26 protein-coding genes are annotated in these 21255 nt (G+C 62.9%); 10 read left to right on the top strand and 16 right to left on the bottom strand.

The window, feature by feature from the left end:
- Positions 1-33: 33 nt before the first annotated feature.
- From ftsY to rpoH, 4 genes are all read left to right on the top strand, one after another.
- Positions 34-1455, top strand: coding sequence for a signal recognition particle-docking protein FtsY (ftsY, locus tag BLU85_RS20580; RefSeq protein ID WP_092203095.1), 1422 nt, complete (start codon positions 34-36; stop codon positions 1453-1455).
- A complete protein-coding gene (gene ftsE, locus BLU85_RS20575) occupies positions 1452-2123 on the top strand; it encodes a cell division ATP-binding protein FtsE (RefSeq protein WP_003177474.1) in 672 nt (223 codons plus the stop codon). Before ftsY ends, ftsE begins: the two co-directional genes overlap by 4 nt.
- Positions 2120-3142, top strand: a complete 1023-nt coding sequence (gene ftsX / locus BLU85_RS20570; protein ID WP_092203093.1) for a permease-like cell division protein FtsX — start codon at positions 2120-2122, stop codon at positions 3140-3142. The genes ftsE and ftsX overlap by 4 nt, the downstream gene beginning before the upstream one ends.
- 112 nt (positions 3143-3254) lie before the next feature.
- Positions 3255-4109, top strand: a complete 855-nt coding sequence (rpoH, locus tag BLU85_RS20565) for an RNA polymerase sigma factor RpoH (RefSeq protein WP_003177476.1) — start codon at positions 3255-3257, stop codon at positions 4107-4109.
- A gap of 197 nt (positions 4110-4306) precedes the next feature.
- Here rpoH and mtgA read toward each other — a convergent pair whose 3' ends face one another.
- A complete protein-coding gene (gene mtgA / locus BLU85_RS20560; RefSeq protein WP_060740192.1) occupies positions 4307-5029 on the bottom strand; it encodes a monofunctional biosynthetic peptidoglycan transglycosylase in 723 nt (240 codons plus the stop codon).
- A 73-nt stretch (positions 5030-5102) separates the two neighbouring features.
- Between mtgA and BLU85_RS20555 the strand changes: the two genes are divergently transcribed.
- The 4 genes from BLU85_RS20555 (at position 5103) to trmB (ending at position 7349) form a co-directional block, all read left to right on the top strand.
- The gene (locus BLU85_RS20555) at positions 5103-5474 is read left to right on the top strand and encodes a DUF423 domain-containing protein (protein ID WP_072405917.1); all 372 of its coding nucleotides are present in this window, start codon (positions 5103-5105) and stop codon (positions 5472-5474) included.
- A gap of 90 nt (positions 5475-5564) precedes the next feature.
- A complete protein-coding gene (gene thiS / locus BLU85_RS20550; protein ID WP_060740194.1) occupies positions 5565-5765 on the top strand; it encodes a sulfur carrier protein ThiS in 201 nt (66 codons plus the stop codon).
- 54 nt (positions 5766-5819) lie between these two features.
- Positions 5820-6614 carry a thiazole synthase gene (locus BLU85_RS20545; RefSeq protein ID WP_060740195.1) on the top strand — a complete coding sequence of 265 codons (795 nt, stop codon included), beginning with the start codon at positions 5820-5822 and terminating at the stop codon, positions 6612-6614.
- A gap of 9 nt (positions 6615-6623) precedes the next feature.
- Positions 6624-7349: a tRNA (guanosine(46)-N7)-methyltransferase TrmB gene (gene trmB / locus BLU85_RS20540; RefSeq protein ID WP_014340682.1), complete on the top strand. Its 726-nt coding sequence runs from the start codon at positions 6624-6626 to the stop codon at positions 7347-7349.
- 131 nt (positions 7350-7480) lie between these two features.
- Here the strand turns inward: trmB and BLU85_RS20535 are convergent, their stop codons facing one another.
- From BLU85_RS20535 to BLU85_RS20495, 9 genes are all read right to left on the bottom strand, one after another.
- The gene (locus BLU85_RS20535) at positions 7481-7804 is read right to left on the bottom strand and encodes a DUF3392 domain-containing protein (RefSeq protein WP_060740196.1); all 324 of its coding nucleotides are present in this window, start codon (positions 7802-7804) and stop codon (positions 7481-7483) included.
- Between the two features lie 18 nt (positions 7805-7822).
- Positions 7823-9022, bottom strand: coding sequence for a radical SAM family heme chaperone HemW (hemW, locus tag BLU85_RS20530; RefSeq protein ID WP_092203091.1), 1200 nt, complete (start codon positions 9020-9022; stop codon positions 7823-7825).
- On the bottom strand, positions 9019-9615 hold the full coding sequence (gene rdgB, locus BLU85_RS20525; RefSeq protein ID WP_060740198.1) for an RdgB/HAM1 family non-canonical purine NTP pyrophosphatase: 597 nt from the start codon (positions 9613-9615) through the stop codon (positions 9019-9021). Before rdgB ends, hemW begins: the two co-directional genes overlap by 4 nt.
- Positions 9612-10046, bottom strand: coding sequence for a DUF4426 domain-containing protein (locus BLU85_RS20520; protein ID WP_092203089.1), 435 nt, complete (start codon positions 10044-10046; stop codon positions 9612-9614). Before BLU85_RS20520 ends, rdgB begins: the two co-directional genes overlap by 4 nt.
- A 25-nt stretch (positions 10047-10071) precedes the next feature.
- A complete protein-coding gene (gene metW / locus BLU85_RS20515) occupies positions 10072-10692 on the bottom strand; it encodes a methionine biosynthesis protein MetW (RefSeq protein ID WP_060740200.1) in 621 nt (206 codons plus the stop codon).
- A 7-nt stretch (positions 10693-10699) separates the two neighbouring features.
- Positions 10700-11839 carry a homoserine O-succinyltransferase MetX gene (locus tag BLU85_RS20510; RefSeq protein ID WP_092170724.1) on the bottom strand — a complete coding sequence of 380 codons (1140 nt, stop codon included), beginning with the start codon at positions 11837-11839 and terminating at the stop codon, positions 10700-10702.
- A 256-nt stretch (positions 11840-12095) separates the two neighbouring features.
- Positions 12096-12686: a YggT family protein gene (locus BLU85_RS20505; protein ID WP_092203087.1), complete on the bottom strand. Its 591-nt coding sequence runs from the start codon at positions 12684-12686 to the stop codon at positions 12096-12098.
- Between the two features lie 10 nt (positions 12687-12696).
- On the bottom strand, positions 12697-13515 hold the full coding sequence (proC, locus tag BLU85_RS20500) for a pyrroline-5-carboxylate reductase (protein WP_092203085.1): 819 nt from the start codon (positions 13513-13515) through the stop codon (positions 12697-12699).
- Between the two features lie 34 nt (positions 13516-13549).
- Positions 13550-14236 carry a YggS family pyridoxal phosphate-dependent enzyme gene (locus BLU85_RS20495; protein WP_092203083.1) on the bottom strand — a complete coding sequence of 229 codons (687 nt, stop codon included), beginning with the start codon at positions 14234-14236 and terminating at the stop codon, positions 13550-13552.
- A gap of 54 nt (positions 14237-14290) precedes the next feature.
- On the opposite strand from BLU85_RS20495, the gene BLU85_RS20490 reads away from it, so the two are divergent.
- Positions 14291-15325, top strand: a complete 1035-nt coding sequence (locus BLU85_RS20490) for a type IV pilus twitching motility protein PilT (RefSeq protein ID WP_092203081.1) — start codon at positions 14291-14293, stop codon at positions 15323-15325.
- A 170-nt stretch (positions 15326-15495) separates the two neighbouring features.
- On the opposite strand, the gene BLU85_RS20485 is transcribed toward BLU85_RS20490, so the two are convergent.
- Positions 15496-16107: a C40 family peptidase gene (locus BLU85_RS20485; RefSeq protein WP_060740205.1), complete on the bottom strand. Its 612-nt coding sequence runs from the start codon at positions 16105-16107 to the stop codon at positions 15496-15498.
- A gap of 249 nt (positions 16108-16356) precedes the next feature.
- On the opposite strand from BLU85_RS20485, the gene BLU85_RS20480 reads away from it, so the two are divergent.
- Positions 16357-16785 carry an NINE protein gene (locus tag BLU85_RS20480; protein WP_060740206.1) on the top strand — a complete coding sequence of 143 codons (429 nt, stop codon included), beginning with the start codon at positions 16357-16359 and terminating at the stop codon, positions 16783-16785.
- A gap of 122 nt (positions 16786-16907) precedes the next feature.
- On the opposite strand, the gene BLU85_RS20475 is transcribed toward BLU85_RS20480, so the two are convergent.
- The 5 genes from BLU85_RS20475 to BLU85_RS20455 all read right to left on the bottom strand — a co-directional run bounded on the left by BLU85_RS20475 (position 16908) and on the right by BLU85_RS20455 (position 20803).
- A complete protein-coding gene (locus BLU85_RS20475) occupies positions 16908-18179 on the bottom strand; it encodes a dihydroorotase (RefSeq protein ID WP_092203079.1) in 1272 nt (423 codons plus the stop codon).
- Positions 18176-19180, bottom strand: coding sequence for an aspartate carbamoyltransferase catalytic subunit (locus BLU85_RS20470; protein ID WP_003177495.1), 1005 nt, complete (start codon positions 19178-19180; stop codon positions 18176-18178). The genes BLU85_RS20475 and BLU85_RS20470 overlap by 4 nt, the downstream gene beginning before the upstream one ends.
- A gap of 24 nt (positions 19181-19204) precedes the next feature.
- Positions 19205-19711 carry a bifunctional pyr operon transcriptional regulator/uracil phosphoribosyltransferase PyrR gene (gene pyrR, locus BLU85_RS20465; protein ID WP_060740208.1) on the bottom strand — a complete coding sequence of 169 codons (507 nt, stop codon included), beginning with the start codon at positions 19709-19711 and terminating at the stop codon, positions 19205-19207.
- Between the two features lie 85 nt (positions 19712-19796).
- Positions 19797-20234, bottom strand: coding sequence for a Holliday junction resolvase RuvX (gene ruvX, locus BLU85_RS20460; protein ID WP_003177497.1), 438 nt, complete (start codon positions 20232-20234; stop codon positions 19797-19799).
- The gene (locus BLU85_RS20455) at positions 20234-20803 is read right to left on the bottom strand and encodes a YqgE/AlgH family protein (RefSeq protein WP_092203077.1); all 570 of its coding nucleotides are present in this window, start codon (positions 20801-20803) and stop codon (positions 20234-20236) included. Before BLU85_RS20455 ends, ruvX begins: the two co-directional genes overlap by 1 nt.
- Positions 20804-21255 lie beyond the last annotated feature (452 nt).

The following is a 21255-nucleotide window of genomic DNA, read 5'->3' as shown; positions in this document are numbered from 1 at the left end:
TGGCGCTTCGCTACCGTGAGATAGCCGTCCTCCATGTTTGGTTCCAACGACGACAAGAAGACCCCAGCCGCGGCTGGCGAGAAAAAAGGCCTGTTCGGATGGCTGCGCAAGAAGCCGCAGGATACCGTCGTCGAACAGCCACAAGCGCTGCCTGAGCCCGCCGCCGAGGCAGTGGCCGAAGAAGCGGCGCCCATTGTCCTGCCGATCGCCGAGCCGGTGCTGCAACCGGTCGAGCCTGAGCCCGTTGTCGAGCCGATGGCCGAGCAGCCGCTGACCCCGCACGCCGAGCAAACGCCCTGGCTGACCTTGCCGGTGGCGGAAGAGCCCGTCGCGCTGGTCGAGGAAACGGCACCCCATATCACCCCGCCGATTCCAGCGCCGACACAGGTTGTCGAGGCGCCGGTCGTCGAAGCCTTCATCGAAACGCCTGCCGCCGTCGTTGCACCCGTGGTTGCGCCTGCCGCCCCCGGGCCGGCACCTGCCGTGCTGGAAGCCGAGCCCGTCCGCAGCGCTGAGGAAAACAAGGTCGGCTTCTTCGCCCGCCTCAAGCAGGGCTTGTCCAAGACCAGCGCCAGCATCGGCGAAGGCATGGCCAGCCTGTTCCTGGGCAAGAAAGTCATCGACGACGAATTGCTGGAAGACATCGAAACCCGCCTGCTGACCGCCGATGTCGGTGTCGAGGCCACCTCGGTGATCATCCAGAGCCTGACCCAGAAGGTCGCGCGCAAGCAGCTGACCGACGCCGACGCCCTGTACAAATCCCTGCAGGGCGAGCTGGCCAGCCTGCTCAAGCCGGTGGAAAAGCCGCTGGTGATCGCCTCGCAGAACAAGCCGTTCGTGATCCTGGTCGTTGGCGTCAATGGCGCCGGCAAGACCACCACCATCGGCAAGCTGGCCAAGAAGCTGCAGCTCGAAGGCAAGAAAGTCATGCTCGCCGCCGGCGACACCTTCCGCGCCGCCGCGGTCGAACAGCTGCAAGTGTGGGGCGAGCGCAACAAGATCCCGGTGATCGCCCAGCACACCGGCGCCGACTCCGCTTCGGTGATCTTCGACGCCGTGCAGGCAGCCAAGGCCCGTGGCATCGATGTGCTGATCGCCGACACCGCCGGTCGCCTGCACACCAAAGACAACCTGATGGAAGAATTGAAGAAGGTGCGCCGGGTGATCGGCAAGCTCGACGCCGACGCGCCTCACGAAGTGCTGCTGGTCCTGGACGCCGGTACCGGCCAGAACGCCATCAACCAGGCCAAGCAATTCAACCAGACCGTCGAACTGACCGGGCTGGCCCTGACCAAGCTCGACGGCACTGCCAAGGGCGGGGTGATTTTCGCCCTGGCCAAGCAGTTCGGCCTGCCCATTCGCTACATCGGCGTGGGCGAAGGCATCGACGACTTGCGCACCTTTGAAGCCGAGCCCTTTGTCCAGGCACTGTTTGCCGAACGGGAGCATTCATGATTCGTTTCGAACAGGTCGGTAAACGCTATCCGAACGGTCACGTCGGCTTGCATGAGCTGAGCTTTCGGGTCCGTCGGGGCGAGTTTCTGTTTGTCACCGGCCATTCCGGTGCCGGTAAAAGCACCTTGCTGCGCCTCTTGCTGGCGATGGAGCGGCCTTCCACTGGCAAACTGCTGCTGGCCGGCCAGGACCTGAGCACCATCAGCAATGCCCAGATCCCCTACCTGCGGCGGCAGATCGGCGTGGTATTCCAGAATCACCAGTTGCTGTTCGACCGCACGGTGTTCAACAACGTGGCGCTGCCGTTGCAGATCCTTGGCCTGTCCAAGGCCGAAATCATCAAGCGTGTGGACTCGGCCCTGGAGCGCGTGGCCCTGTCGGACAAGACCGACCTGTACCCGGGCGACCTGTCCACCGGCCAGCAACAGCGCGTCGGCATCGCCCGCGCCATCGTCCATCGCCCGGCCTTGCTGCTGGCGGACGAGCCCACCGGTAACCTCGACCCGCGCCTGGCGGCGGAAATCATGGGCGTGTTCGAAGACATCAACCGCCTGGGCACCAGCGTGCTGATCGCCAGTCACGACCTGGCCCTGATTGCCCGCATGCGTCACCGCATGCTCACCTTGCAGCGCGGACGCCTGATTGGTGACGGGGAGGCTGGCGTATGAGTGCTACTCGCAGCCCGAAGGTGGCCGAACGCGTGGCCCCGAAGGCCTCCGATCCGCAGCCGCAAAAGAAAAAGCGTGACGATGACGACGGCCCGGACTTCGCTACGCTGCTGCGCGCCTGGATCGAAAGCCATCGCGCCAGCCTGCTGGACAGCCTGCGGCGCCTGGGCAAGCAGCCCATCGGCAGCTTTTTTACCTGCATGGTGATGGCGGTTGCCTTGAGCCTGCCCATGGGCCTGTCATTATTGCTGAGTAATGTGGAGCGCCTGGGTGGCTCCTGGCAGCGCGCGGCGCAGATTTCCCTGTACCTGCAGATGGACGCCAGTCCCGCCGAAGGCCAGGCATTGGGTGAGCAGATCAAGGCGATGCCGGGTGTGGCCGAAGCCGAGTACATCGGCCGCGAGCAGGCGCTGGAAGAGTTCCAGCAACAGTCCGGCCTGGGCGACGCGCTCAAGGAGCTGCCGGAGAACCCGCTGCCGGGCGTGGTGCTGGTGACGCCGAACGAGGTCGACAAGCCCGCCCTTGAAGCATTAAGACAAAGACTTTCCGAGTTGCCGAAGGTACAACAGGCGCAACTTGATCTAGTCTGGGTCGAGCGTCTTGCGGCGATCCTCAAGCTCGGCGACCGGTTTGTCTTCGGTCTGACGGTGCTGCTGGTTTCTGCATTACTTTTGGTGATAGGCAATACCATTCGTCTTCATATTGAAAACCGCCGCACCGAGATAGAAGTGATTAAACTCGTGGGCGGCACGGACAGTTATGTACGCAGGCCCTTCCTTTATATGGGGGCGCTGTATGGCTTCGGTGCGGGGATTCTGTCCTGGGGCGTATTGGCGTTTGGCCTGGACTGGCTGAACGATGCGGTAGTGGGGCTGGCCGGTTTGTACGGCAGTGATTTTGCGCTGGCCGGAGTGCCAGTCGCCGACGGTCTGTCGCTCTTGCTTGGCGCGGTGCTGTTGGGTTATATCGGTGCATGGATTGCGGTCGCACGCCACTTGCGTGAGCTTGCGCCAAAATAGTGTTTTTTGCGCGTATTGACCTTTCGGTTTTTGTGGGAACTTGTCTTAGGGTTCCCGGTCAATTTTCGCAGTGCTGAACTGCACGAGTTATGTGAGTCGGAGGTTTTTTCGTATGACCACTTCTTTGCAACCTGCTTATGCTCTGGTCCCGGGTGCGAACCTGGAGGCCTATGTGCACACGGTGAACAGCATCCCCTTGCTGACGCCCGAGCAGGAGCGTGAACTGGCCGAGAGTCTCTATTATGAGCAGGATCTTGAGGCGGCTCGGCAGATGGTGCTCGCCCACCTGCGTTTTGTCGTACATATCGCCCGCAGCTATTCCGGCTACGGGCTGGCCCAGGCCGACCTGATCCAGGAAGGCAATGTCGGCCTGATGAAGGCGGTCAAGCGCTTCAACCCGGAAATGGGTGTGCGCCTGGTGTCGTTCGCCGTGCACTGGATCAAGGCGGAAATCCACGAGTTCATCCTGCGCAACTGGCGCATCGTGAAAGTCGCCACCACCAAGGCCCAGCGCAAGCTCTTCTTCAACCTGCGCAGCCAGAAGAAGCGTCTGGCCTGGCTGAACAACGAAGAAGTCCACCGCGTGGCTGAAAGCCTGGGCGTAGAACCCCGGGAAGTACGCGAGATGGAAAGCCGCCTGACCGGCCATGACATGGCCTTCGACCCGGCCGCCGAAGCGGACGACGACAGCGCTTTCCAATCGCCGGCCAACTACCTGGAAGACCACCGGTATGACCCGGCGCGTCAATTGGAAGACGCCGACTGGAGCGACAACTCCAACACCAACCTGCACGAAGCCCTGGAAGTGCTGGACGAACGCAGCCGCGACATCCTCTACCAGCGCTGGCTGGCCGAGGAAAAAGCCACGCTGCACGACCTGGCGCAGAAGTACAACGTGTCGGCCGAGCGGATTCGCCAGCTCGAGAAGAGCGCGATGAACAAGCTCAAGGTGTCGATTGCGGCTTGACCTGCGATAGCAGCCATAGAAACGCCCCGATCAGCGATGATCGGGGCGTTTTTGTCTGTGCCAATGATTTGAATTCACTGCCGACCCTGTGGGAGCGAGCTTGCTCGCGATGAGGCCATTACATTCAACATCAATGGTGGCTGTCGAACCGCCATCGCGAGCAAGCTCGCTCCCACAGGGATTTTTCAGTGTCTGCGCTACTGCGCCCAAGGCGCTCGCCGCGAACGATCGAGCTCCAGCAGGTAGCTGTCACCCCCCAGCTGGCTCATCTGCTGGCGAATCCAGCCCGCCCGCCGTAGCACATAGGGGCTCGGCCGGCTGGCGCTCCATTTCCGCGGGTTGGGCAATACCGCCGCCAGCAGGCTGGCCTGTTGCCGGGACAAGGCGTCGGCGCTGGTGCGGAAGTGATGGCGTGCTGCGGCTTCCGCCCCGAACACACCGTCATCCCACTCGACGCTGTTGAGGTACACCTCAAGGATCCGCTGCTTGGGCCAGAGCACTTCGATCAGCGCGGTGAACCAGGCCTCCAGGCCTTTGCGCAGCCAACTGCGGCCCGACCACAGGAACAGGTTCTTGGACACTTGCTGGCTGAGGGTGCTGGCGCCGCGAATCGAACCGCCACGCCCATTGTGAGCGAAGGCGGCCTGGATCGCGCCAATGTCGAAGCCCCAGTGCTCGGGGAATTTCTGATCTTCACCGGCGATCACCGCCACCTTGAGGCTGTCGGAAATCCGGTCCCAAGGCTGCCAGGTGCGTTGCAGGTCGATCGGCTCACCGCCGAACCAGGATTCAACCTTGCGCTCGATCATCAGCGCCGTGAACGGCGGCGGCACCACGCGAAACAGCAGCACCAGCACGACGCTGCCGACGGCGAACCAGAGCAGGGCTTTAAGGAATCGTCGAAACAATAAACGCAGCATAGAGATGGCTTGGCCGAACCCGTCGAGCGGGCCATTATACAGACCCTGTCCACCGAGTCTGACTGGAGTTCCCATGTTGCGTAGCTTTCTGATGCTGGCGGCTTTTTTCGGTTTCACGGGCGTGGCGCTGGGGGCATTTGCCGCCCATGGCCTGAAAAATCGCCTGAGCGCCGATTACCTGGCGATTTTCCACACCGGCGTCACCTACCAACTGGTGCACACCCTGGCGTTGCTGGGCGTTGCGCTGCTGGCCACGCACATTCCCGGGCGGATCGTCACCTGGGCCGGGATCTCCTTTGTCATCGGCATCCTGTTGTTCTCCGGCAGCCTGTATCTGTTGACCCTGACCGGCATCAGCAAGCTGGGCATCATCACCCCGTTGGGCGGCGTGGCGTTCCTGATCGGTTGGCTGTGCCTGGGGCTTGCCGCCTGGCGGCTGGGCTGACCGGGCAGTCCATTTCATGACGAATGGCTTGGGTCGCCCTGACTGATCGGGCTAGAATGCCAGCCCCTAAAAATGATGGCGGCATCCGGCATGCGCATTCAGTTGAACGGCGAACCCCTTGAACTGCCCGACGGTGAAACCGTTGCGGCCCTGCTGACCCGTCTGGAACTCGCTGGACGTCGCGTCGCGGTGGAGCTCAATCTGGATATCGTCCCGCGCAGCCAGCACGCCGAAACCACGTTGAACGACGGCGATTCGGTCGAAGTGGTCCACGCCATCGGTGGCGGCTAGTCGCCTCGGTTTCGCAGCATTTCGCAAGAACCTCACCCCAACAGAGGATTTCCCATGAGCATCGTTCGTAGCGACAAGCCCTTCGTCCTGGCCGGTCGTACCTACCAGTCGCGCTTGCTGGTAGGCACCGGCAAATACCGCGACATGGAAGAAACCCGCCTGGCCATCGAGGCCTCGGGCGCCGAGATCGTGACCGTCGCCGTGCGCCGGACCAACATCGGCCAGAACCCGGGCGAACCGAACCTGCTGGATATCCTGCCGCCGGATCGCTACACCATCCTGCCGAACACCGCCGGTTGCTTCGACGCCATCGAGGCCGTGCGCACCTGTCGCCTGGCCCGTGAACTGCTCGATGGCCACAACCTGGTGAAGCTGGAAGTGCTGGCGGACCAGAAAACCTTGTTCCCCAACGTGATCGAAACCCTCAAGGCCGCCGAAACCCTGGTCAAGGAAGGTTTCGACGTGATGGTCTACACCAGCGATGACCCGATCATTGCCCGTCAACTGGCGGAAATCGGCTGCATCGCGGTCATGCCGCTGGCCGGCCTGATCGGTACCGGCCTGGGGATCTGCAACCCGTACAACCTGCAGATCATCCTGGAAGAAGCCAAGATCCCGGTGTTGGTGGATGCCGGTGTCGGCACCGCCTCCGACGCCACTATCGCCATGGAGCTGGGTTGCGAGGCGGTGCTGATGAACTCGGCCATCGCCCACGCCCAGCAGCCGGTCCTGATGGCCGAAGCCATGAAACACGCCATCGTCGCCGGTCGCCTGGCGTACCTGGCCGGCCGCATGCCGAAAAAACTCTACGCCAGCGCCTCCTCGCCGCTGGATGGTCTGATCAAGTAAGAGCCATTGATGACTGAATCGAACGACACGCCGGTCCTGCCGGAAGAAGGCGAAGAGCGCCAGCACCGCCGCATCAAGAGTTTCGTGATGCGCGCCGGGCGCATGACCGAAGGCCAGCAGCGTGGCCTGGAGCAGGGCGCGCCGCTGTTTGTCCTGCCCCTGGCCGATGCGCCGGTGGATTTTGACCAGGTGTTCGGCCGCTCGGCCCCGCGCTCGCTGGAAATCGGCTTCGGCATGGGCCACTCGTTGCTGGAAATGGCCGCCGCTTCGCCGGAGCAGGATTTCATCGGGGTGGAAGTCCACCGTCCCGGCGTCGGCGCGCTGCTCAACGGGGTGTTGACCCAAGGGCTGACCAACCTGCGAGTCTACGATTGCGACGCCATCGAAGTGCTCAACCGCTGCGTGGCCGACAACAGTCTCGACCGGCTGATGCTGTTCTTCCCGGACCCTTGGCACAAAAGCCGGCACCACAAGCGCCGTATCGTCCAGGCGTCGTTCGCTGAACTGGTGCGCAGCAAGTTGAAGGTCGGCGGTGTGCTGCACATGGCCACCGACTGGGAACCCTACGCCGAGTACATGCTGGAAGTGATGAACGTCGCCCCGGGCTATCGCAACCTGGCCGAAGACGGCAAGTGCGTGCCCCGTCCGGCCGAACGGCCGATCACCAAGTTCGAGCGCCGTGGCGAACGGCTGGGGCATGGGGTTTGGGATTTGAAGTTCGAAAAGGTGGCGTAAGCATCAGGCGGTAAAAACTGTGGGAGCGAGCTTGCTCGCGATGAGGGCATGACATCCAACATCAATGTTGACTGTTATACCGCCATCGCGAGCAAGCTCGCTCCCACAGTTGTTTTGTGGTGTCTGGGGGATCAGCGCCGATCCGCCACCACGCCAATCAACACCAGCACCACCAACAACACCGGCGCCAGGCTGTAGTTGTTGAACTGGCTCAAGCCCCTGACGATCCATGGCGTGGCATAGATCAGCGCGGCACCGCTGCCGATCATGCACAGCAGGGCGATCAAGGGGACGCGCAAGGCGCCGGCGATGCTGCCCAGGCGTTGGTCGACCCAGCCCTTGATGTCGGCACCAAACAGCACCAGCAGGCAGCCTACCAATGCCAGGGAGATTTCCGACAGGTTGCTGCGGCTCCAACGGGACACGGTGGCCAGCAGGTCGAGTACCAGATCCATTCGATTTCCTTGTGTTGATCAGCTCAGAAATGTCTGCAGCAAGTCATTGAGAAACAGCTGTCCGCGCTCGGTGGCCGCCAGACGTGTCGGTTCGACCTGCAACAACCCGCTTTGTTCGGCCTCGCGCCGGCCTTCGGCCAGGCTTTGCAGGGGCAACCCGGTGCGTTCCGGGTACAGTCGCGCGTCCACGCCTGCGGTCAGGCGCAGGGCGTTCATCAGGAACTCGAACGGCAGTTCTTCATTGGCCAGGGTTTTCTCGCCAGCCTGGAAGCTTTTGGCCGGATTGAGATAGTCCTTGGGCAGTCGGGTCTTCCAGGTGCGCACGATGCGCCCGTCCGGATGGCTGAGCTTGCCGTGGGCGCCGGCGCCTATGCCGATGAAGTCGCCGAAGCTCCAGTAGTTGAGGTTATGCCGCGCCGCCCGACCGGGCTGGGCGTAGGCCGAGACTTCGTATTGGACGTAGCCGTGTTCGGCCAGCAAGGCCTGCCCGGCTTCCTGGATATCCCACAGCGTGTCGTCTTCGGGCAAGGTCGGCGGCTGATTCCAGAACACCGTGTTCGGTTCCAGCGTCAACTGGTACCAGGACACGTGGGTCGGCTTCAAGGCAATGGCCTGGCGCAGGTCGCTCAAGGCATCGTCGAGGGACTGGTCGGGTAGCCCGTGCATCAGGTCCAGGTTGAAGTTGTCGAACCCGGCCTGGCGGGCCATGCCGGCGGCGCGTATCGCTTCGTCACCGTTATGGATGCGCCCCAGGGCTTCGAGCTTGGCCTGCTGGAAGCTCTGGATGCCGATGGACAGGCGGTTGATGCCCAAGGCCCGGTAAGCGACGAATTTTTCTTGCTCGAATGTGCCGGGGTTGGCTTCCAGGGTAATTTCGATGTCCTGGGCGAACGGTATCCGCGCCTCGACCCCCTTGAGCAATCGGCCCAGGGCCTGGGCACTGAACAGGCTCGGGGTGCCGCCACCGAAAAAGATCGAGCTCAGCGGGCGACCATGGACCGCGTGCAGATCCTGGTCGAGGTCTGCCAGCAAGGCGTCGACGTATTCCTCCTCCGGCAGCTGCGGGCTGGCGGTGTGGGAGTTGAAGTCGCAATACGGGCATTTGCGCACGCACCACGGGATGTGGATGTACAACGCCAGGGGCGGCAACACCGGCAGTGGCGCCCGGGGCGTTTGTACACCGCCATGGATCAGCGGTGCGGGAGCGTCATCGATCATTGCAGGCCCAGGCGTTGACGCAGCAGGGCCATGGCGCGGGCGCGGTGGCTCAGTTGGTTCTTTTCCACCGGCCCCAGCTCGGCGCTGGAGCAATTGCGCTCCGGCACCCAGAACAACGGGTCGTAGCCAAAACCGTGCTCGCCGCTGGCTTGGGTGAGAATGCGCCCGTGCCACAGGCCTTCACAGAGGATTGGCAGCGGATCGTCGGCGTGGCGCACCAGGGCCAGTACACAGACGAACTGCGCGCCGCGCTCGGCTTCGGGCACGTCCTTGAGGGCATCGAGCAGCTTGGCGTTGTTCGCAGCGTCTCCTTTGCCGTCAGCGTAACGGGCCGAGTAGATGCCCGGTGCGCCGCCGAGGAAGTCCACGGCCAGCCCGGAATCGTCGGCGAGCGCCGGCAGGCCCGAGATGCGTGCGGCATTGCGGGCCTTGAGGATGGCGTTCTCGACGAACGACAGGCCGGTCTCTTCCGGTTCCACCTGGCTGAATTCGCCAATCGAGCGCAACTGCACCGACCCGCCGAGCATGGCCTGCAGTTCCTTGAGTTTGCCGGCGTTGTGGCTGGCCAGTACGAGTTGGGTGAGGTTCATCATTCGCCGGGGAACAGTTCCTGGTTGAAGTTGATGGTGTTGATCTTGTCGCCGGTTTGCACCTTGATCTCGAAGGTGCGGGTTTCCTGTTGGTCCACTGGATACTGGGCGATGTAATAGATCGCGTCTTGTTCGGTGATCTGGCGGAAGGAGAGGGGGACTGTCTTGCTGGTCAGGTCCTTCACCGTGCCGCTGACGTCGGCGATCAACGGCTTGCCGCTTTTGATCACCGAGACATTGATTACCCCTTGGTTCTTGCTGCGAATCAGCTCGGCAGCCTTGGCGATGTCCGGTGTCAGGAAGGTGGAGTTGAACGTGTTGTAGTGCACGGTGATATCACCGAACACTTCCTTGCGCTCGCCCTTGATGACGTCGGCGGCCATGGCGCCAACGCTCAGGCAAGCGGTGATGAGAAACAACGCTAGACGTTTCATGTCGTGCTCCTGGTGAGGCCGGGGCTTACACCGCGACCTGGTAATCGGCAAGGCCTGGGCTGCTGACCCGATAGATGCCTATTTCACCTAACAGATTAGGCCATAGCTTGCTGGCCCACCCGTGGCGGTGCTGCTGGTCCACGGCCAGGCGATCGATGACCTTGGCTTCACGTTCGCGGCACAGCGCCTCGAAATCCTTGAAGGTGCAGAAGTGGATGTTCGGCGTGTTGTACCAGGTGTAGGGCAGGAAATCCGACACCGGCATGCGCCCCTTGCTCGCCAGGTACCAGCGGCAGCGCCAGTGGCCGAAGTTGGGGAAGGTGATGATGCACTGGCGCCCGACCCGCAGCATTTCGTCGAGGATCTTGTCCGGGTAGTGCACCGCTTGCAGGGCTTGGGTCATGACCACGATGTCGAAGCTGTTGCTGGCGAAGTTGCCCAGGCCCTTGTCCAGGTCCTGCTCGATGACGTTGATGCCCTTGGCGACGCACTCGGCAATGTTGTCCGGGTCGTTTTCCAGGCCGTAGCCGGTGACCTGTTTGTTGTCCCGCAGCCAGGTCAGCAGTTCGCCGTTGCCGCAGCCCAGGTCGAGCACGCGGCTGCCGGCGGGGATCCATTCCTGGATGATGTCCAGATCGGCTCTCATGGCGTCCTCACAGCGTTATACGGTTCATGTAGTTGCCGAACGCCTGCAGGTAGCGCGGGATCGGGATCAAAAAGGCGTCGTGGCCCTGGGGCGCGTCGATTTCCAGGTAGCAGACGTCCTTGCGCGCGGCCATCAGCGCGTCCACCAGCTCCCGCGAGCGCGCCGGGGAGAAGCGCCAGTCGGTGGTGAACGACATCACGCAGAACTTGGCGGTGGCCTTGGCGAAGGTTTTCGCCAGGTCATCGTCGAAGTTCGCCGCCGGGTCGAAGTAGTCCAGGGCCTTGGTCATCAGCAGGTAGGTGTTGGCGTCGAAACGTCCGGAAAACTCCTCGCCCTGGTAACGCAGGTAGCTCTCGACCTGGAACTCGACGCTGTGGAAGTCGTAGTTGAGCTTTTCGCTCTTGAGGCCACGGCCGAATTTCTCGCCCATGGAGTCGTCGGACAGGTAGGTGATGTGCCCGACCATCCGCGCCAGCATCAGCCCGCGCTTGGGGATCACGCCGTGTTCCTGGAACGAACCGCCGTGGAATTCGGGGTCGGTGAGGATCGCCTGGCGCGCCACTTCGTTGAAGGCGATGTTTTGCGCCGACAGCTTGGGGGCCGAGGCGATTGCCAGGCAGTGGCGCACGCGGTCCGGGTAGGTGATGGTCCATTGCAGGGCCTGCATGCCCCCCAGGCTGCCGCCGATCACCGCGGCCCACTGGCCGATACCGAGGCGGTCGGCCAGGCGGGCCTGGCTGTGGACCCAGTCTTCCACGGTCAGCACCGGGAAGTCGGCGCCGAAGGGCTTGCCGGTGTCCGGGTTGAGGCTGCTGGGGCCGGTGGAACCGTTGCAGCCGCCCAGGTTGTTCAGGCTGACCACGAAGAACTTGCTGGTGTCGATGGGCTTGCCCGGGCCGATGCAACTGTCCCACCAGCCGGGCTTGCGGTCGTCGATGCTGTGGTAGCCGGCGGCGTGGTGATGCCCCGACAAGGCGTGGCAAATCAGCACGGCGTTGCTCGCCGTGGCATTGAGGGTGCCGTAGGTTTCGTAGATCAGGTCATAGGCTGGCAACGAACGGCCGCAGGCCAGGGCCAGGGGCTCGCTGAAATGCGCCGTTTGCGGCGTCACCAGACCAACGGAATCGGGGGGAAAGGCAGCTGGCATCGACCCTGCTCGCGTTGAAATGAGGCGTAAGTCTAAAGACCACTGTGGCAGGCGGCAAGCAAAGGGCGGCGCTGATTGTTCCTTGGGTGAAAACCCTGTGTCGGATGAGTTTTTTGTGGCGAGGGAGCTTGCTCCCGCTGGGGCGCGAAGCGGCCCTGTAGGCGCTGCCGAGTGCAACGAGGCTGCGATCTTTCCCAGACACTTGAGTCTCAAGCGAAAGATCAAAAGATCGCAGCCTTCGGCAGCTCCTACGGGGTCAGATCAGCAGCCGCAGGATTTCCGGCATCAGGGTCATCGCCGCCAGGTTGTTGATCACCAGCATGTCGATCAGCTTGAGCACCATGAACGCCAGGATCGGCGAGATATCCAGGCCGCCCAGGTTCGGCACGATGCGGCGGAACGGCGCCAGGGCCGGCTCGCAGATCTGGTTCACCAGTTCGGCCCCCGGGTTATGGCTGCCCGGCGCGACCCACGACAGGATCACGCTGATGATCATGGCGAAGAAGAAAATCTTCAGGAACAGCGCGGTCACGCCAATGATCGACCAGATCAGCAATTGCAGCGGGTTGCCGGTGGTGCCGTAGGTCAGCAGCAGGGTCAGGGCCATCAGCGCCATTTGCACGAGGATCGCCAGGACCAGCGACGACATGTCCAGGCCGAACAGGCTCGGGATGATCCGGCGCAGCGGCTTGAGCAGCGGCTGGGTGGCCTTGACGATGAACTGGCACAGCGGGTTGTAGAAGTTGGCGCGCACCAGTTGCAGCACGAAACGCAGCAGCACGATCAGCAAGTACAGGCTACCGAGGGTTTGCAGCACGTAGACCGCTGCGGTGTTCAATCCAATCATGAATGGCTCCTTATTGGCCCAGTTGTTCGGCCATCTCGGCCGAGCGGTACGCGGCGGCGCCGAGTGCTTTTTCCACCAGGGCTTCGAAGCCCCCGGCCTGGAACGATTTGATGGCCGCTTCGGTGGTGCCGGCCGGCGAGGTCACGCGACGACGCAGCTCGGCCGCATCGACGTCGCTCGATACCGCCATGTGCGCGGCACCGAGTGCGGTCTGCAAGGTCAACTGGGCGGCGGTTTCCCGGGTCAGGCCAAGCTTTTCGCCAGCGGCGGTCATGGCTTCGATCAGCAGGAAGAAGTACGCCGGGCCCGAGCCGGAGACGGCGGTGACCGCGTCCAGTTGCTGTTCGGTGTCCAGCCACAGGGCCAGGCCGACGGCCGACAGCAGGGTTTCGGCCTGCTGGCGTTGCTCGGCGCTCACCCGTGGCGTGGCGAACAGGCCGCTGACGCCTTGGCGCAACAGCGCCGGCGTGTTGGGCATGCAGCGTACGATCGGCTGTTCGCCGAGCCAGTTGTTCATGCTGGCGCAGGTGATGCCGGCGGCAATCGACACCACCAGTTGATGGGGCTTGAGGCTGGGGCGAAGGGCTTCGCAGACGGTTTTCATCGCTTGCGGCTTGACTGCCAGCACGATGACGTCGGCACCGTCGATGGCCTGGGCATTGTCGGCGAAGGTTTCGATGCCGTGCTCGGCACTCACTAGGGTGCGGGTCTCTTCACCCGGATCGCTGGCGCGGATCAGCGAAGCGTCCAGGCCCTTGGCCCGCAGGCCGCCGATCAGGCTGGCGGCCATGTTGCCGGCGCCGATGAAGGCAATACGCGTGTTGCTCATGACAGGTCCTTATAAAGAGATGAGTCGGTCATGTTCAGGATTGACCGTAGTCGCGGGCACCAAACAGGGCGGTACCGATGCGCACCCAGGTGGCGCCTTGGGCAATGGCCGACTCGAGGTCGTGGCTCATGCCCATGGAAAGTGTGTCCAGCGGCAGTGCCAGGCTGGCTTGCAGGCGTTGAACGGCGGCGAAGGCTGCATCCTGGGCGGCACGTTCTTCGGTGGGTTCGGGAATCGCCATCAGCCCGCGCAGCTTCAGGCGCGGCAAAGCGTTGATGGCGCTGGCCAGGGCGGGCAGGTCCGCCGGGGTGCAGCCGGATTTGCTGGCCTCACCGCTGACATTGACCTGGATACAGATGTTCAGCGGCGGCAACTCGGCCGGGCGCTGCTCGGACAGGCGCTGTGCAATTTTCAAACGATCCACGGAATGCACCCAATCGAAGTGTTCGGCGATAGCGCGCGTCTTGTTCGATTGAATGGGGCCGATGAAGTGCCAGATCAAGGGCAGGTCGGTCAATTCGACCTGTTTGCCCAGGGCCTCTTGCAGGTAATTCTCGCCGAAGTCCCGCAGGCCGGCGGCATAGGCTTCACGCAGGGCCTGGGCAGGCTTGGTCTTGCTCACGGCCAGCAGTTGGACACTGCCTTCGGTACGTTGGGCGGTCTGCTCCGCCGTGCGGATGCGCGAACTAACCTGAGCAATGTTGTCTGCTATCGTGGACATAAAGGAAGCGCCAGCGGTGAGGTTCGCGGCATTCTACTGGAATTGAGGAGCGCTATGGATATCACTGAACTGCTGGCGTTCAGCGCCAAACAGGGGGCATCGGACCTGCACCTGTCCGCCGGGCTGCCGCCGATGATCCGCGTGGATGGCGATGTGCGGCGGATCAACCTGCCGGCGCTGGACCACAAGCAGGTCCATGAACTGATCTACGACATCATGAACGACCGGCAACGGGTGGATTACGAAAAGTTTCTGGAGACTGACTTTTCCTTCGACGTGCCGGGCGTCGCGCGATTCCGGGTCAACGCCTTCAACCAGAATCGCGGCGCGGGGGCTGTGTTCCGGACCATTCCGTCGAAAGTCCTGACCATGGAAGACCTGGGGATGGGCGAGGTGTTTCGCAAGGTGACCGAATCGCCGCGCGGACTGGTGCTGGTGACCGGGCCGACCGGTTCGGGCAAGTCCACCACCCTGGCGGCGATGATCGACTACCTCAACAGCCATAAGCACCATCACATCCTCACCATCGAAGACCCTATCGAATTCGTTCACGAACCGCGTAAATGCCTGATCAACCAGCGCGAGGTGCACCGCGACACCCAAAGTTTCTCCACGGCCCTGCGTTCAGCCCTGCGGGAGGATCCGGACGTGATCCTGGTGGGCGAGATGCGCGACCTGGAAACCATTCGCCTGGCGCTGACCGCCGCCGAAACCGGGCACCTGGTGTTCGGCACCTTGCACACCACCTCGGCGGCCAAGACCATCGACCGGGTGGTGGACGTGTTTCCCGGTGACGAGAAATCCATGGTTCGCTCGATGCTGTCGGAGTCGTTGCAGGCGGTGATTTCCCAGGCGCTGATCAAGAAGATCGGTGGGGGCCGGATCGCGGCGCATGAAATCATGCTGGGGACCTCGGCCATTCGGAACCTGATCCGCGAAGACAAAATCGCGCAGATGTACTCATCGATCCAGACCGGCGGTTCGCTGGGGATGCAGACGCTGGATATGTGTTTGAAGGACTTGGTGAACAAGGGCCTGATCAGCCGCGAACATGCGCGGGAGAAGGCGCGGACGCCGGATAACTTCTAGAGGGGCAAGCGGTGTGACCTGTGGCGAGGGGATTTATCCCCGCTGGGGCGCGAAGCGCCCCCCAACAATATAAGGCTTTCACCTTTATTTCAGGCTAGCCATTTGGGGCTGCTTCGCAGCCCAGCGGGGATAAATCCCCTCGCCACAAGGGGGCTGGCAGGCTCTTCTGATCAGCGCTGAACCACGCGCAGCGCACCTGGTTCTTTCGGCAGTACCCGCTTGGCGACCACGTAGTGAGTGTCCCAGTACGGCTTGTTCAAGGTGTCGATGGTCACCGACTTGCCGCGGCGTGGGGCGTGGATGAAGCGGTCGTTGCCCAGGTAGATGGCCACGTGGTTGACCCGGCGGCTCTTGAGCTTGAAGAAGATCAGGTCGCCGGGCTTGAGATCCTTGCGCTCGACTTTCTCGCCGTGACCGGCGGCCATGGCGTTGGACGTGCGCGGCAGGTCGAACGTGGCGTCGTTGAAAGCGTATTTGACCAACCCGCTGCAATCGAAGCCTTTACTTGGGCTGCTGCCGCCCCAACGATAAGGTGTGCCAAGTACATTCACGGCGCGGCTCAGCACGTTGCTGCTCGCTTTGGTCGCCATGGGCGGCACCAGCTTGCTGTTGGCCGTGCCCACGCGCTGGACGCTTGGCTTGTTCTTGCTCGAAGGAGCAGAAACATGGGATTTCGGGGTGTAGCCGTTGACGTTGGGAAGACGTTGCTCACGATTGGTGGCGTGGGCGGCCAGTGGCAATAATAGGCAAATGGTTAGCCATGTCTTGAAAAATGGACGCATTAGGCAAGGCTCTTAAAGGTTAGCGCGCAACTTTATAACAGCTTTTTTCTCGTTCCTGAGGCCGTTTGTCGATTCGGAAGTCGCTACGAACCCCGCATAAATGCGACAAATTGACCCGATTGTCCGACAGAACCCCGACACCACGGGGGTTTGCTTGGTTCAAGTCGTCCAGGACCGCTTGTCGGCGAGACATAAAAAAGTCACACAAAGTCCGAACAAATTTTTCTATCGAGGCAAAAGAGGCCATTCATGAACAGCTATCAGCAGGACGCCATCCGCGATACCCACAGCAAAGTCATCGGGTATCTGCTGTGGATTTTCGGTTTTACCGGCGCCCACCGTTTCTATTACGGCAAGCCGGTCACGGGCACGATCTGGTTCTTCACCTTCGGCCTGCTGGGCATCGGTTGGCTGATCGACCTGTTCCTGATCCCGGCCATGGACCGCGAGGCGGACCTGCGTTTCACCCCAGGGCCGATCGAGTACAGCGTGGCGTGGATTCTGCTGACGTTTCTCGGGGTGCTGGGCGTACACCGGATGTACCAGGGCAAGTGGATCAGCGGGATTATTTACCTGCTGACCGGTGGGGTGTTTTTCCTCGGGGTGCTGTATGACTTCTGGACGCTGAACGATCAGGTGTCGATTCGTAATGCGCAGAAGCGTGGGGCTTTTCAGTAAGACCCAGTCGCCTGTATCGCGAGCAAGCTCGCTCCCACATTGGATCGAGGTGTTCACCCATCATGTGTTCACCAAGATCCCCCTGTGGGAGCGAGCCTGCTCGCGATAGAAACGGCGCGGTATCAGGCCTGGTGGGTGATCCGCCCATCCATCAGGGTATAGCGCACCACTCCCGGCAGGCTGTGACCGAGGAACGGGCAGTTGTCGCCCTTGGAACGCCAGGCTTCGCCGGCCACGGTGGACGCGGCTGGGTCGAACAGCACCAGGTCCGCCGCGGTGCCCACCGCCAGTTTCCCCGCCGGCAATTGCAGCGCCTGGGCCGGGCCGGCGCTCAGGCGGGCCAGCAAGGTCGGCAGGTCCAGCAAGCCGTCCTCCACCAGCGTCAGGGCCAGCGGCAGCAGCAGTTCGACGCTGCTGATGCCCGGCTCGGTGGCGCCGAACGGGGCCAGCTTGGCATCACGCTCATGGGGTTGGTGATGGCTGGAGATGGCCGAGACCACCCCGGACTTCACCGCCTCGCGCAGGCCATCGCGGTCGGCGCGGGTGCGCAGCGGCGGCTGGACGTGGTAGACGCTGTTGAAGTCGATCAGCGCCTCGTCGGTCAGGATCAGTTGGTACAGCGCCACATCGGCGGTCACCGGCAAGCCGCGGGCCTGGGCCTGGGCGATCAACGCCGCGCCGCGGGCGCTGGTCAGCTGGCTGAAGTGGGCGCGCACGCCGCTTTGTTCCACCAACAGCAGGTCCCGGGCCAGGGCCACGGTCTCGGCGGTTTCCGGGATGCCCGGCAGGCCGAGGAAGCTGGCGGTCGGACCTTCGTGGGCCAGGCCACCTTCGGCCAGGTCGTGATCCTGGGAGTTGAAGATCACCGTCAGGCCGAAGGTCGCCGCGTATTCCAGGGCGCGGCACAGGGTGCGGGTGTTGCGGAAACTGTTCAGGCCGTTGCCGAACGCCACGCAACCGGCGTCGCGCAGGGCGATGAGTTCGGCCAGTTGCTCACCGTCGAGGCCCTTGCTCAGCGCGCCGATCGGGAAGACCTTGGTGTTGCCGGCTTCGCGGGCGCGGTCGAGGATCAGTTCGGCCACGGCCGAGGTGTCCAGTACCGGTTTGGTCTGTGGTGGGCAGCACAGGCTGGTCACGCCACCGGCCGCGGCGGCCCGGGTTTCGCTGACGATGCTGCCTTTGCGGCTGTAGCCCGGTTCGCGCAGGGCGACGTTCAGGTCCACCAGGCCGGGCGCGGCCACCAGGCCCTGGGCGTCGAGGATTTCAGCCGCCACGAAACCGGTGGGCGCGGCGCCCAGGGCGACGATCTTGCAGGCATCGATATGAATGTCAGTCACTTGATCCAGGCCGCTGGCCGGATCGATCACGCGTGCGCCGAGAATGCTGAGCTTCACTGGGCGTTCTCCTGGTCGAATTGGCGCTGGGCCGTTTGCCCGCTCATGGCCATGGACAGCACCGCCATGCGGATGGCGATGCCGTAGGTCACCTGGTTGAGAATCACCGAGTGCGGGCCGTCGGCCACCGCCGACTCGATCTCCACGCCGCGGTTGATCGGCCCCGGGTGCATGACGATGGCATCCGGCTTGGCCCCGGCCAGGCGGGCGGTGGTCAGGCCGAACAGGCGGTAGAACTCGCCTTCGCTGGGCAGCAGGCCGCCGGTCATGCGCTCGCGTTGCAGACGCAGCATGATCACCACGTCCACGTCCTTGAGGCCTTCGGTCATGTCGGTGTAGACCTTCACGCCGTATTGCTCGACGCCGATGGGCAGCAGGGTTTTCGGCGCGATCACGCGGATGTCCGGGCAACCGAGGGTCTTGAGGGCCAGCATGTTCGAGCGGGCGACCCGCGAGTGCAGGATGTCGCCGACGATGGCCACCGACAGGTTTTCGAAGCTGCCCTTGTGTCGACGGATGGTCAGCATGTCGAGCATGCCCTGGGTCGGGTGGGCGTGACGGCCGTCGCCGCCGTTGATGATCGCCACTTGCGGACACACGTGTTCGGCGATGAAGTGCGCTGCGCCGGAGTCGCCGTGGCGCACGACGAACATGTCGGCGGCCATGGCTTCGAGGTTGCGCAAGGTGTCGAGCAGGGTTTCGCCCTTGCTCGCCGAGGACGTGGACACGTTCAAGGTGATCACGTCCGCCGACAGGCGCTGGGCCGCCAGTTCGAAGGTGGTGCGGGTGCGGGTGGAGTTTTCGAAGAACACGTTGCACACGGTCTTGCCGCGCAGCAACGGGACTTTCTTCACCGCCCGGGCACCGACTTCGAGGAACGAGTCGGCGGTGTCGAGGATTTCCGTCAACAGCTCGCGGCGCAGGCCGTCGAGGGACAGGAAGTGCCGCAGCTGGCCCTGATCGTTGAGCTGCAGCGGGCGCTTGGTTTCGAGAGGCGTCATCGCGATGGACTCTTACAAGGGCAGTTAAAGGGCAAGGTCTTGCAGTTCGAGTTGCAGCGGCGACGGCCCGGAGAGCTTGACCCGCTCATGGGCGGCCAGCGTCAGCGTCGCGCCGACCACGTTCGGCCGGATCGGCAGCTCGGCGGCGTCCAGGTCCAGCAGGCACACCAGCGTCACGCTGGCCGGGCGACCGTAGTCGAACAATTCGTTCATGGCGGCGCGGATGGTCCGGCCGCTCATCAGCACGTCGTCGATCAGCACCAGGTGCTGGCCTTCGATCTCGAACGGCAGTGCCGAGGGGCGTACTTGCGGGTGCAGGCCGTTCTGGCTGAAGTCGTCGCGGTAGAAGGACACATCCAGGGTGCCCAGCGGCGATTGGCTGCCCAGTGCTTCGAGCAAGGCCTGGGCGACCCAGACGCCACCGGTGCGAATGCCGATGTAGCGCGGTTCGCTGATGCCGCGGTGTTCCAGGTGTGCCGTGAGACGAATCGCCATCTGGCTGATCAGTTCGGCAGGATTGGGCAGGCTCATGCTGGCTCCTTCAGGTTCCCGGGCCGGTGGTGAGTGGCGCGGCTTATCGCTAAAAGAAAGCGCCTTGGCGGCGCTTTGTAAAAAATCAGGTTTCGAACAGGGCGGCGTTGGCGTCGAGCCAGCCTTGCAGCAGCAGGGCGGCGGCGATGGCGTCCACCGGGTTGTCGCGGTAGCTGCCTTTCTGTCCGCCGCGCACCAGGCGCTCACCCTTGGCCTCGAACGTGGTCAGGCGCTCGTCATGGGTATAGAAGGGCAGGTTGTAGCGGCCATTGAGCCGGCGGGCGAACTTTTCGGCGCGCAGGCACATGTCGCTGGGCGTGCCGTCCATGTTCAGCGGCAGGCCGACCACCACGGCATCGGGTTTCCACTCCTTGATCAGCGCTTCGACCTGGTTCCAGTCCGGAACACCGTTCTGCGCCTTCAAGGTACACAGCTCGCGGGCCTGGCCGGTAATGACCTGGCCGACCGCCACGCCGATCTGTTTGGTGCCGTAATCGAAGCCCAGCAGCAAGCGCAGGGCCATCAGGCGTGTCCTGCCTGGCTGGTGAGCAGGCTGAGGTTGACCCCCAACCGGCTGGCCGCCGCTTCCAGGCGCAGTTCGCTGCTGGTATTGAACAGGATGTCGGCGTCGAACGGGCAGGTCAGCCAGGCGTTGTCGGCCAGCTCGGCTTCCAGTTGCCCGGGTTCCCAGCCTGCATAGCCGAGGGCGATCAGGCTTTTCTGCGGGCCGACGCCGTCGGCGATGGCGAACAGCACATCCTGGGAGGTGGACAGCGACAAGCCGTCCAGGTCTACCGTGGCCTGGTATTTGGGGCCCGACGGATGGAGCACGAAGCCGCGGTCGGTCTGCACCGGGCCGCCGATGAAAATCGGCACGTGCTGGCACAAGAGTGGCGGTTCGATCTCGGGCCGCAGTTGCTCAAGGATGTCCGCCAGGTTCAGCTCCTGCGGGCGATTGATCACCAGCCCCATGGCCCCATTGGCCGTGTGCTCGACGATGTAGGTCAAGGTATGGGCAAAGTTCGGATCGGCCATGTGCGGCATGGCGATCAGGAAGTGATGCTTGAGGTAGGTGGGGCTGACGTTTTTCATAGGCGCTAGTGTGGCGGGGCAGGGGCGAACTGACAAGCCGGGAAATGCCTGAGACTGTCACCAATCCCCTGTGGGAGCGAGCTTGCTCGCGATAGCAATTGATCATTCAACACAGAGGTCGACTGGCCGTCTGCTATCGCGAGCAAGCTCGCTTGTATGGTAGGACTTGAAGGGAGGAGGAGGGACAAGGCTCGATTCTGACTGTTAGCCGCAGTACAGACCGTGGGAGATTTCGCCCCTCCTCCTTTCACCCAAGCGCCGATAAAGAATGCATCTGGCCTAAACCGACGATAGGAACAAGCCTGCGTCTCTGGGAGAACCCTTCAAGTGTTCAAACCTTAGCCCGGAGAATTTTCAATGGCAATGCCGGTTTCTGTCACAAAGCCGATGGTGGGCGTGGATGTCGCCAAGAACGAACTGGTGATCTATCACGCCGAACTTGATGTACTGGA

The sequence above is a fragment of the Pseudomonas sp. NFACC14 genome (assembly GCF_900106885.1).
Classification (GTDB): Bacteria; Pseudomonadota; Gammaproteobacteria; order Pseudomonadales; family Pseudomonadaceae; genus Aquipseudomonas; species Aquipseudomonas fluorescens_AA.
The sequence above is the reverse complement of the archived record's forward strand: the minus strand, read 5'-3'. Positions and strand labels throughout refer to the sequence as shown.

What these genes read in the sequence shown, in the direction of transcription:
- mtgA (WP_060740192.1), bottom strand. Translation starts at nt 5,029, where the DNA reads ATGCTGCGTTTATTGTTTCGACGATTCCTTAAAGCCCTGCTCTGGTTC.
- pyrR (WP_060740208.1), bottom strand. Translation starts at nt 19,711, where the DNA reads ATGAGCCTGCCCAATCCTGCCGAACTGATCAGCCAGATGGCGATTCGT.
- hemW (WP_092203091.1), bottom strand. Translation starts at nt 9,022, where the DNA reads ATGATCGATGACGCTCCCGCACCGCTGATCCATGGCGGTGTACAAACG.
- BLU85_RS20555 (WP_072405917.1), top strand. Translation starts at nt 5,103, where the DNA reads ATGTTGCGTAGCTTTCTGATGCTGGCGGCTTTTTTCGGTTTCACGGGC.
- BLU85_RS20470 (WP_003177495.1), bottom strand. Translation starts at nt 19,180, where the DNA reads ATGACGCCTCTCGAAACCAAGCGCCCGCTGCAGCTCAACGATCAGGGC.
- BLU85_RS20485 (WP_060740205.1), bottom strand. Translation starts at nt 16,107, where the DNA reads ATGCGTCCATTTTTCAAGACATGGCTAACCATTTGCCTATTATTGCCA.
- ftsY (WP_092203095.1), top strand. Translation starts at nt 34, where the DNA reads ATGTTTGGTTCCAACGACGACAAGAAGACCCCAGCCGCGGCTGGCGAG.
- ftsX (WP_092203093.1), top strand. Translation starts at nt 2,120, where the DNA reads ATGAGTGCTACTCGCAGCCCGAAGGTGGCCGAACGCGTGGCCCCGAAG.
- BLU85_RS20510 (WP_092170724.1), bottom strand. Translation starts at nt 11,839, where the DNA reads ATGCCAGCTGCCTTTCCCCCCGATTCCGTTGGTCTGGTGACGCCGCAA.
- rpoH (WP_003177476.1), top strand. Translation starts at nt 3,255, where the DNA reads ATGACCACTTCTTTGCAACCTGCTTATGCTCTGGTCCCGGGTGCGAAC.
- thiS (WP_060740194.1), top strand. Translation starts at nt 5,565, where the DNA reads ATGCGCATTCAGTTGAACGGCGAACCCCTTGAACTGCCCGACGGTGAA.
- rdgB (WP_060740198.1), bottom strand. Translation starts at nt 9,615, where the DNA reads ATGATGAACCTCACCCAACTCGTACTGGCCAGCCACAACGCCGGCAAA.
- BLU85_RS20480 (WP_060740206.1), top strand. Translation starts at nt 16,357, where the DNA reads ATGAACAGCTATCAGCAGGACGCCATCCGCGATACCCACAGCAAAGTC.
- BLU85_RS20455 (WP_092203077.1), bottom strand. Translation starts at nt 20,803, where the DNA reads ATGAAAAACGTCAGCCCCACCTACCTCAAGCATCACTTCCTGATCGCC.
- BLU85_RS20495 (WP_092203083.1), bottom strand. Translation starts at nt 14,236, where the DNA reads ATGTCCACGATAGCAGACAACATTGCTCAGGTTAGTTCGCGCATCCGC.
- BLU85_RS20545 (WP_060740195.1), top strand. Translation starts at nt 5,820, where the DNA reads ATGAGCATCGTTCGTAGCGACAAGCCCTTCGTCCTGGCCGGTCGTACC.
- BLU85_RS20520 (WP_092203089.1), bottom strand. Translation starts at nt 10,046, where the DNA reads ATGAAACGTCTAGCGTTGTTTCTCATCACCGCTTGCCTGAGCGTTGGC.
- BLU85_RS20535 (WP_060740196.1), bottom strand. Translation starts at nt 7,804, where the DNA reads ATGGATCTGGTACTCGACCTGCTGGCCACCGTGTCCCGTTGGAGCCGC.
- proC (WP_092203085.1), bottom strand. Translation starts at nt 13,515, where the DNA reads ATGAGCAACACGCGTATTGCCTTCATCGGCGCCGGCAACATGGCCGCC.
- BLU85_RS20490 (WP_092203081.1), top strand. Translation starts at nt 14,291, where the DNA reads ATGGATATCACTGAACTGCTGGCGTTCAGCGCCAAACAGGGGGCATCG.
- metW (WP_060740200.1), bottom strand. Translation starts at nt 10,692, where the DNA reads ATGAGAGCCGATCTGGACATCATCCAGGAATGGATCCCCGCCGGCAGC.
- trmB (WP_014340682.1), top strand. Translation starts at nt 6,624, where the DNA reads ATGACTGAATCGAACGACACGCCGGTCCTGCCGGAAGAAGGCGAAGAG.
- BLU85_RS20505 (WP_092203087.1), bottom strand. Translation starts at nt 12,686, where the DNA reads ATGATTGGATTGAACACCGCAGCGGTCTACGTGCTGCAAACCCTCGGT.
- ruvX (WP_003177497.1), bottom strand. Translation starts at nt 20,234, where the DNA reads ATGGCCCTGCGCTTGCTGCTGGGCTTCGATTACGGCACCAAACAGATC.
- ftsE (WP_003177474.1), top strand. Translation starts at nt 1,452, where the DNA reads ATGATTCGTTTCGAACAGGTCGGTAAACGCTATCCGAACGGTCACGTC.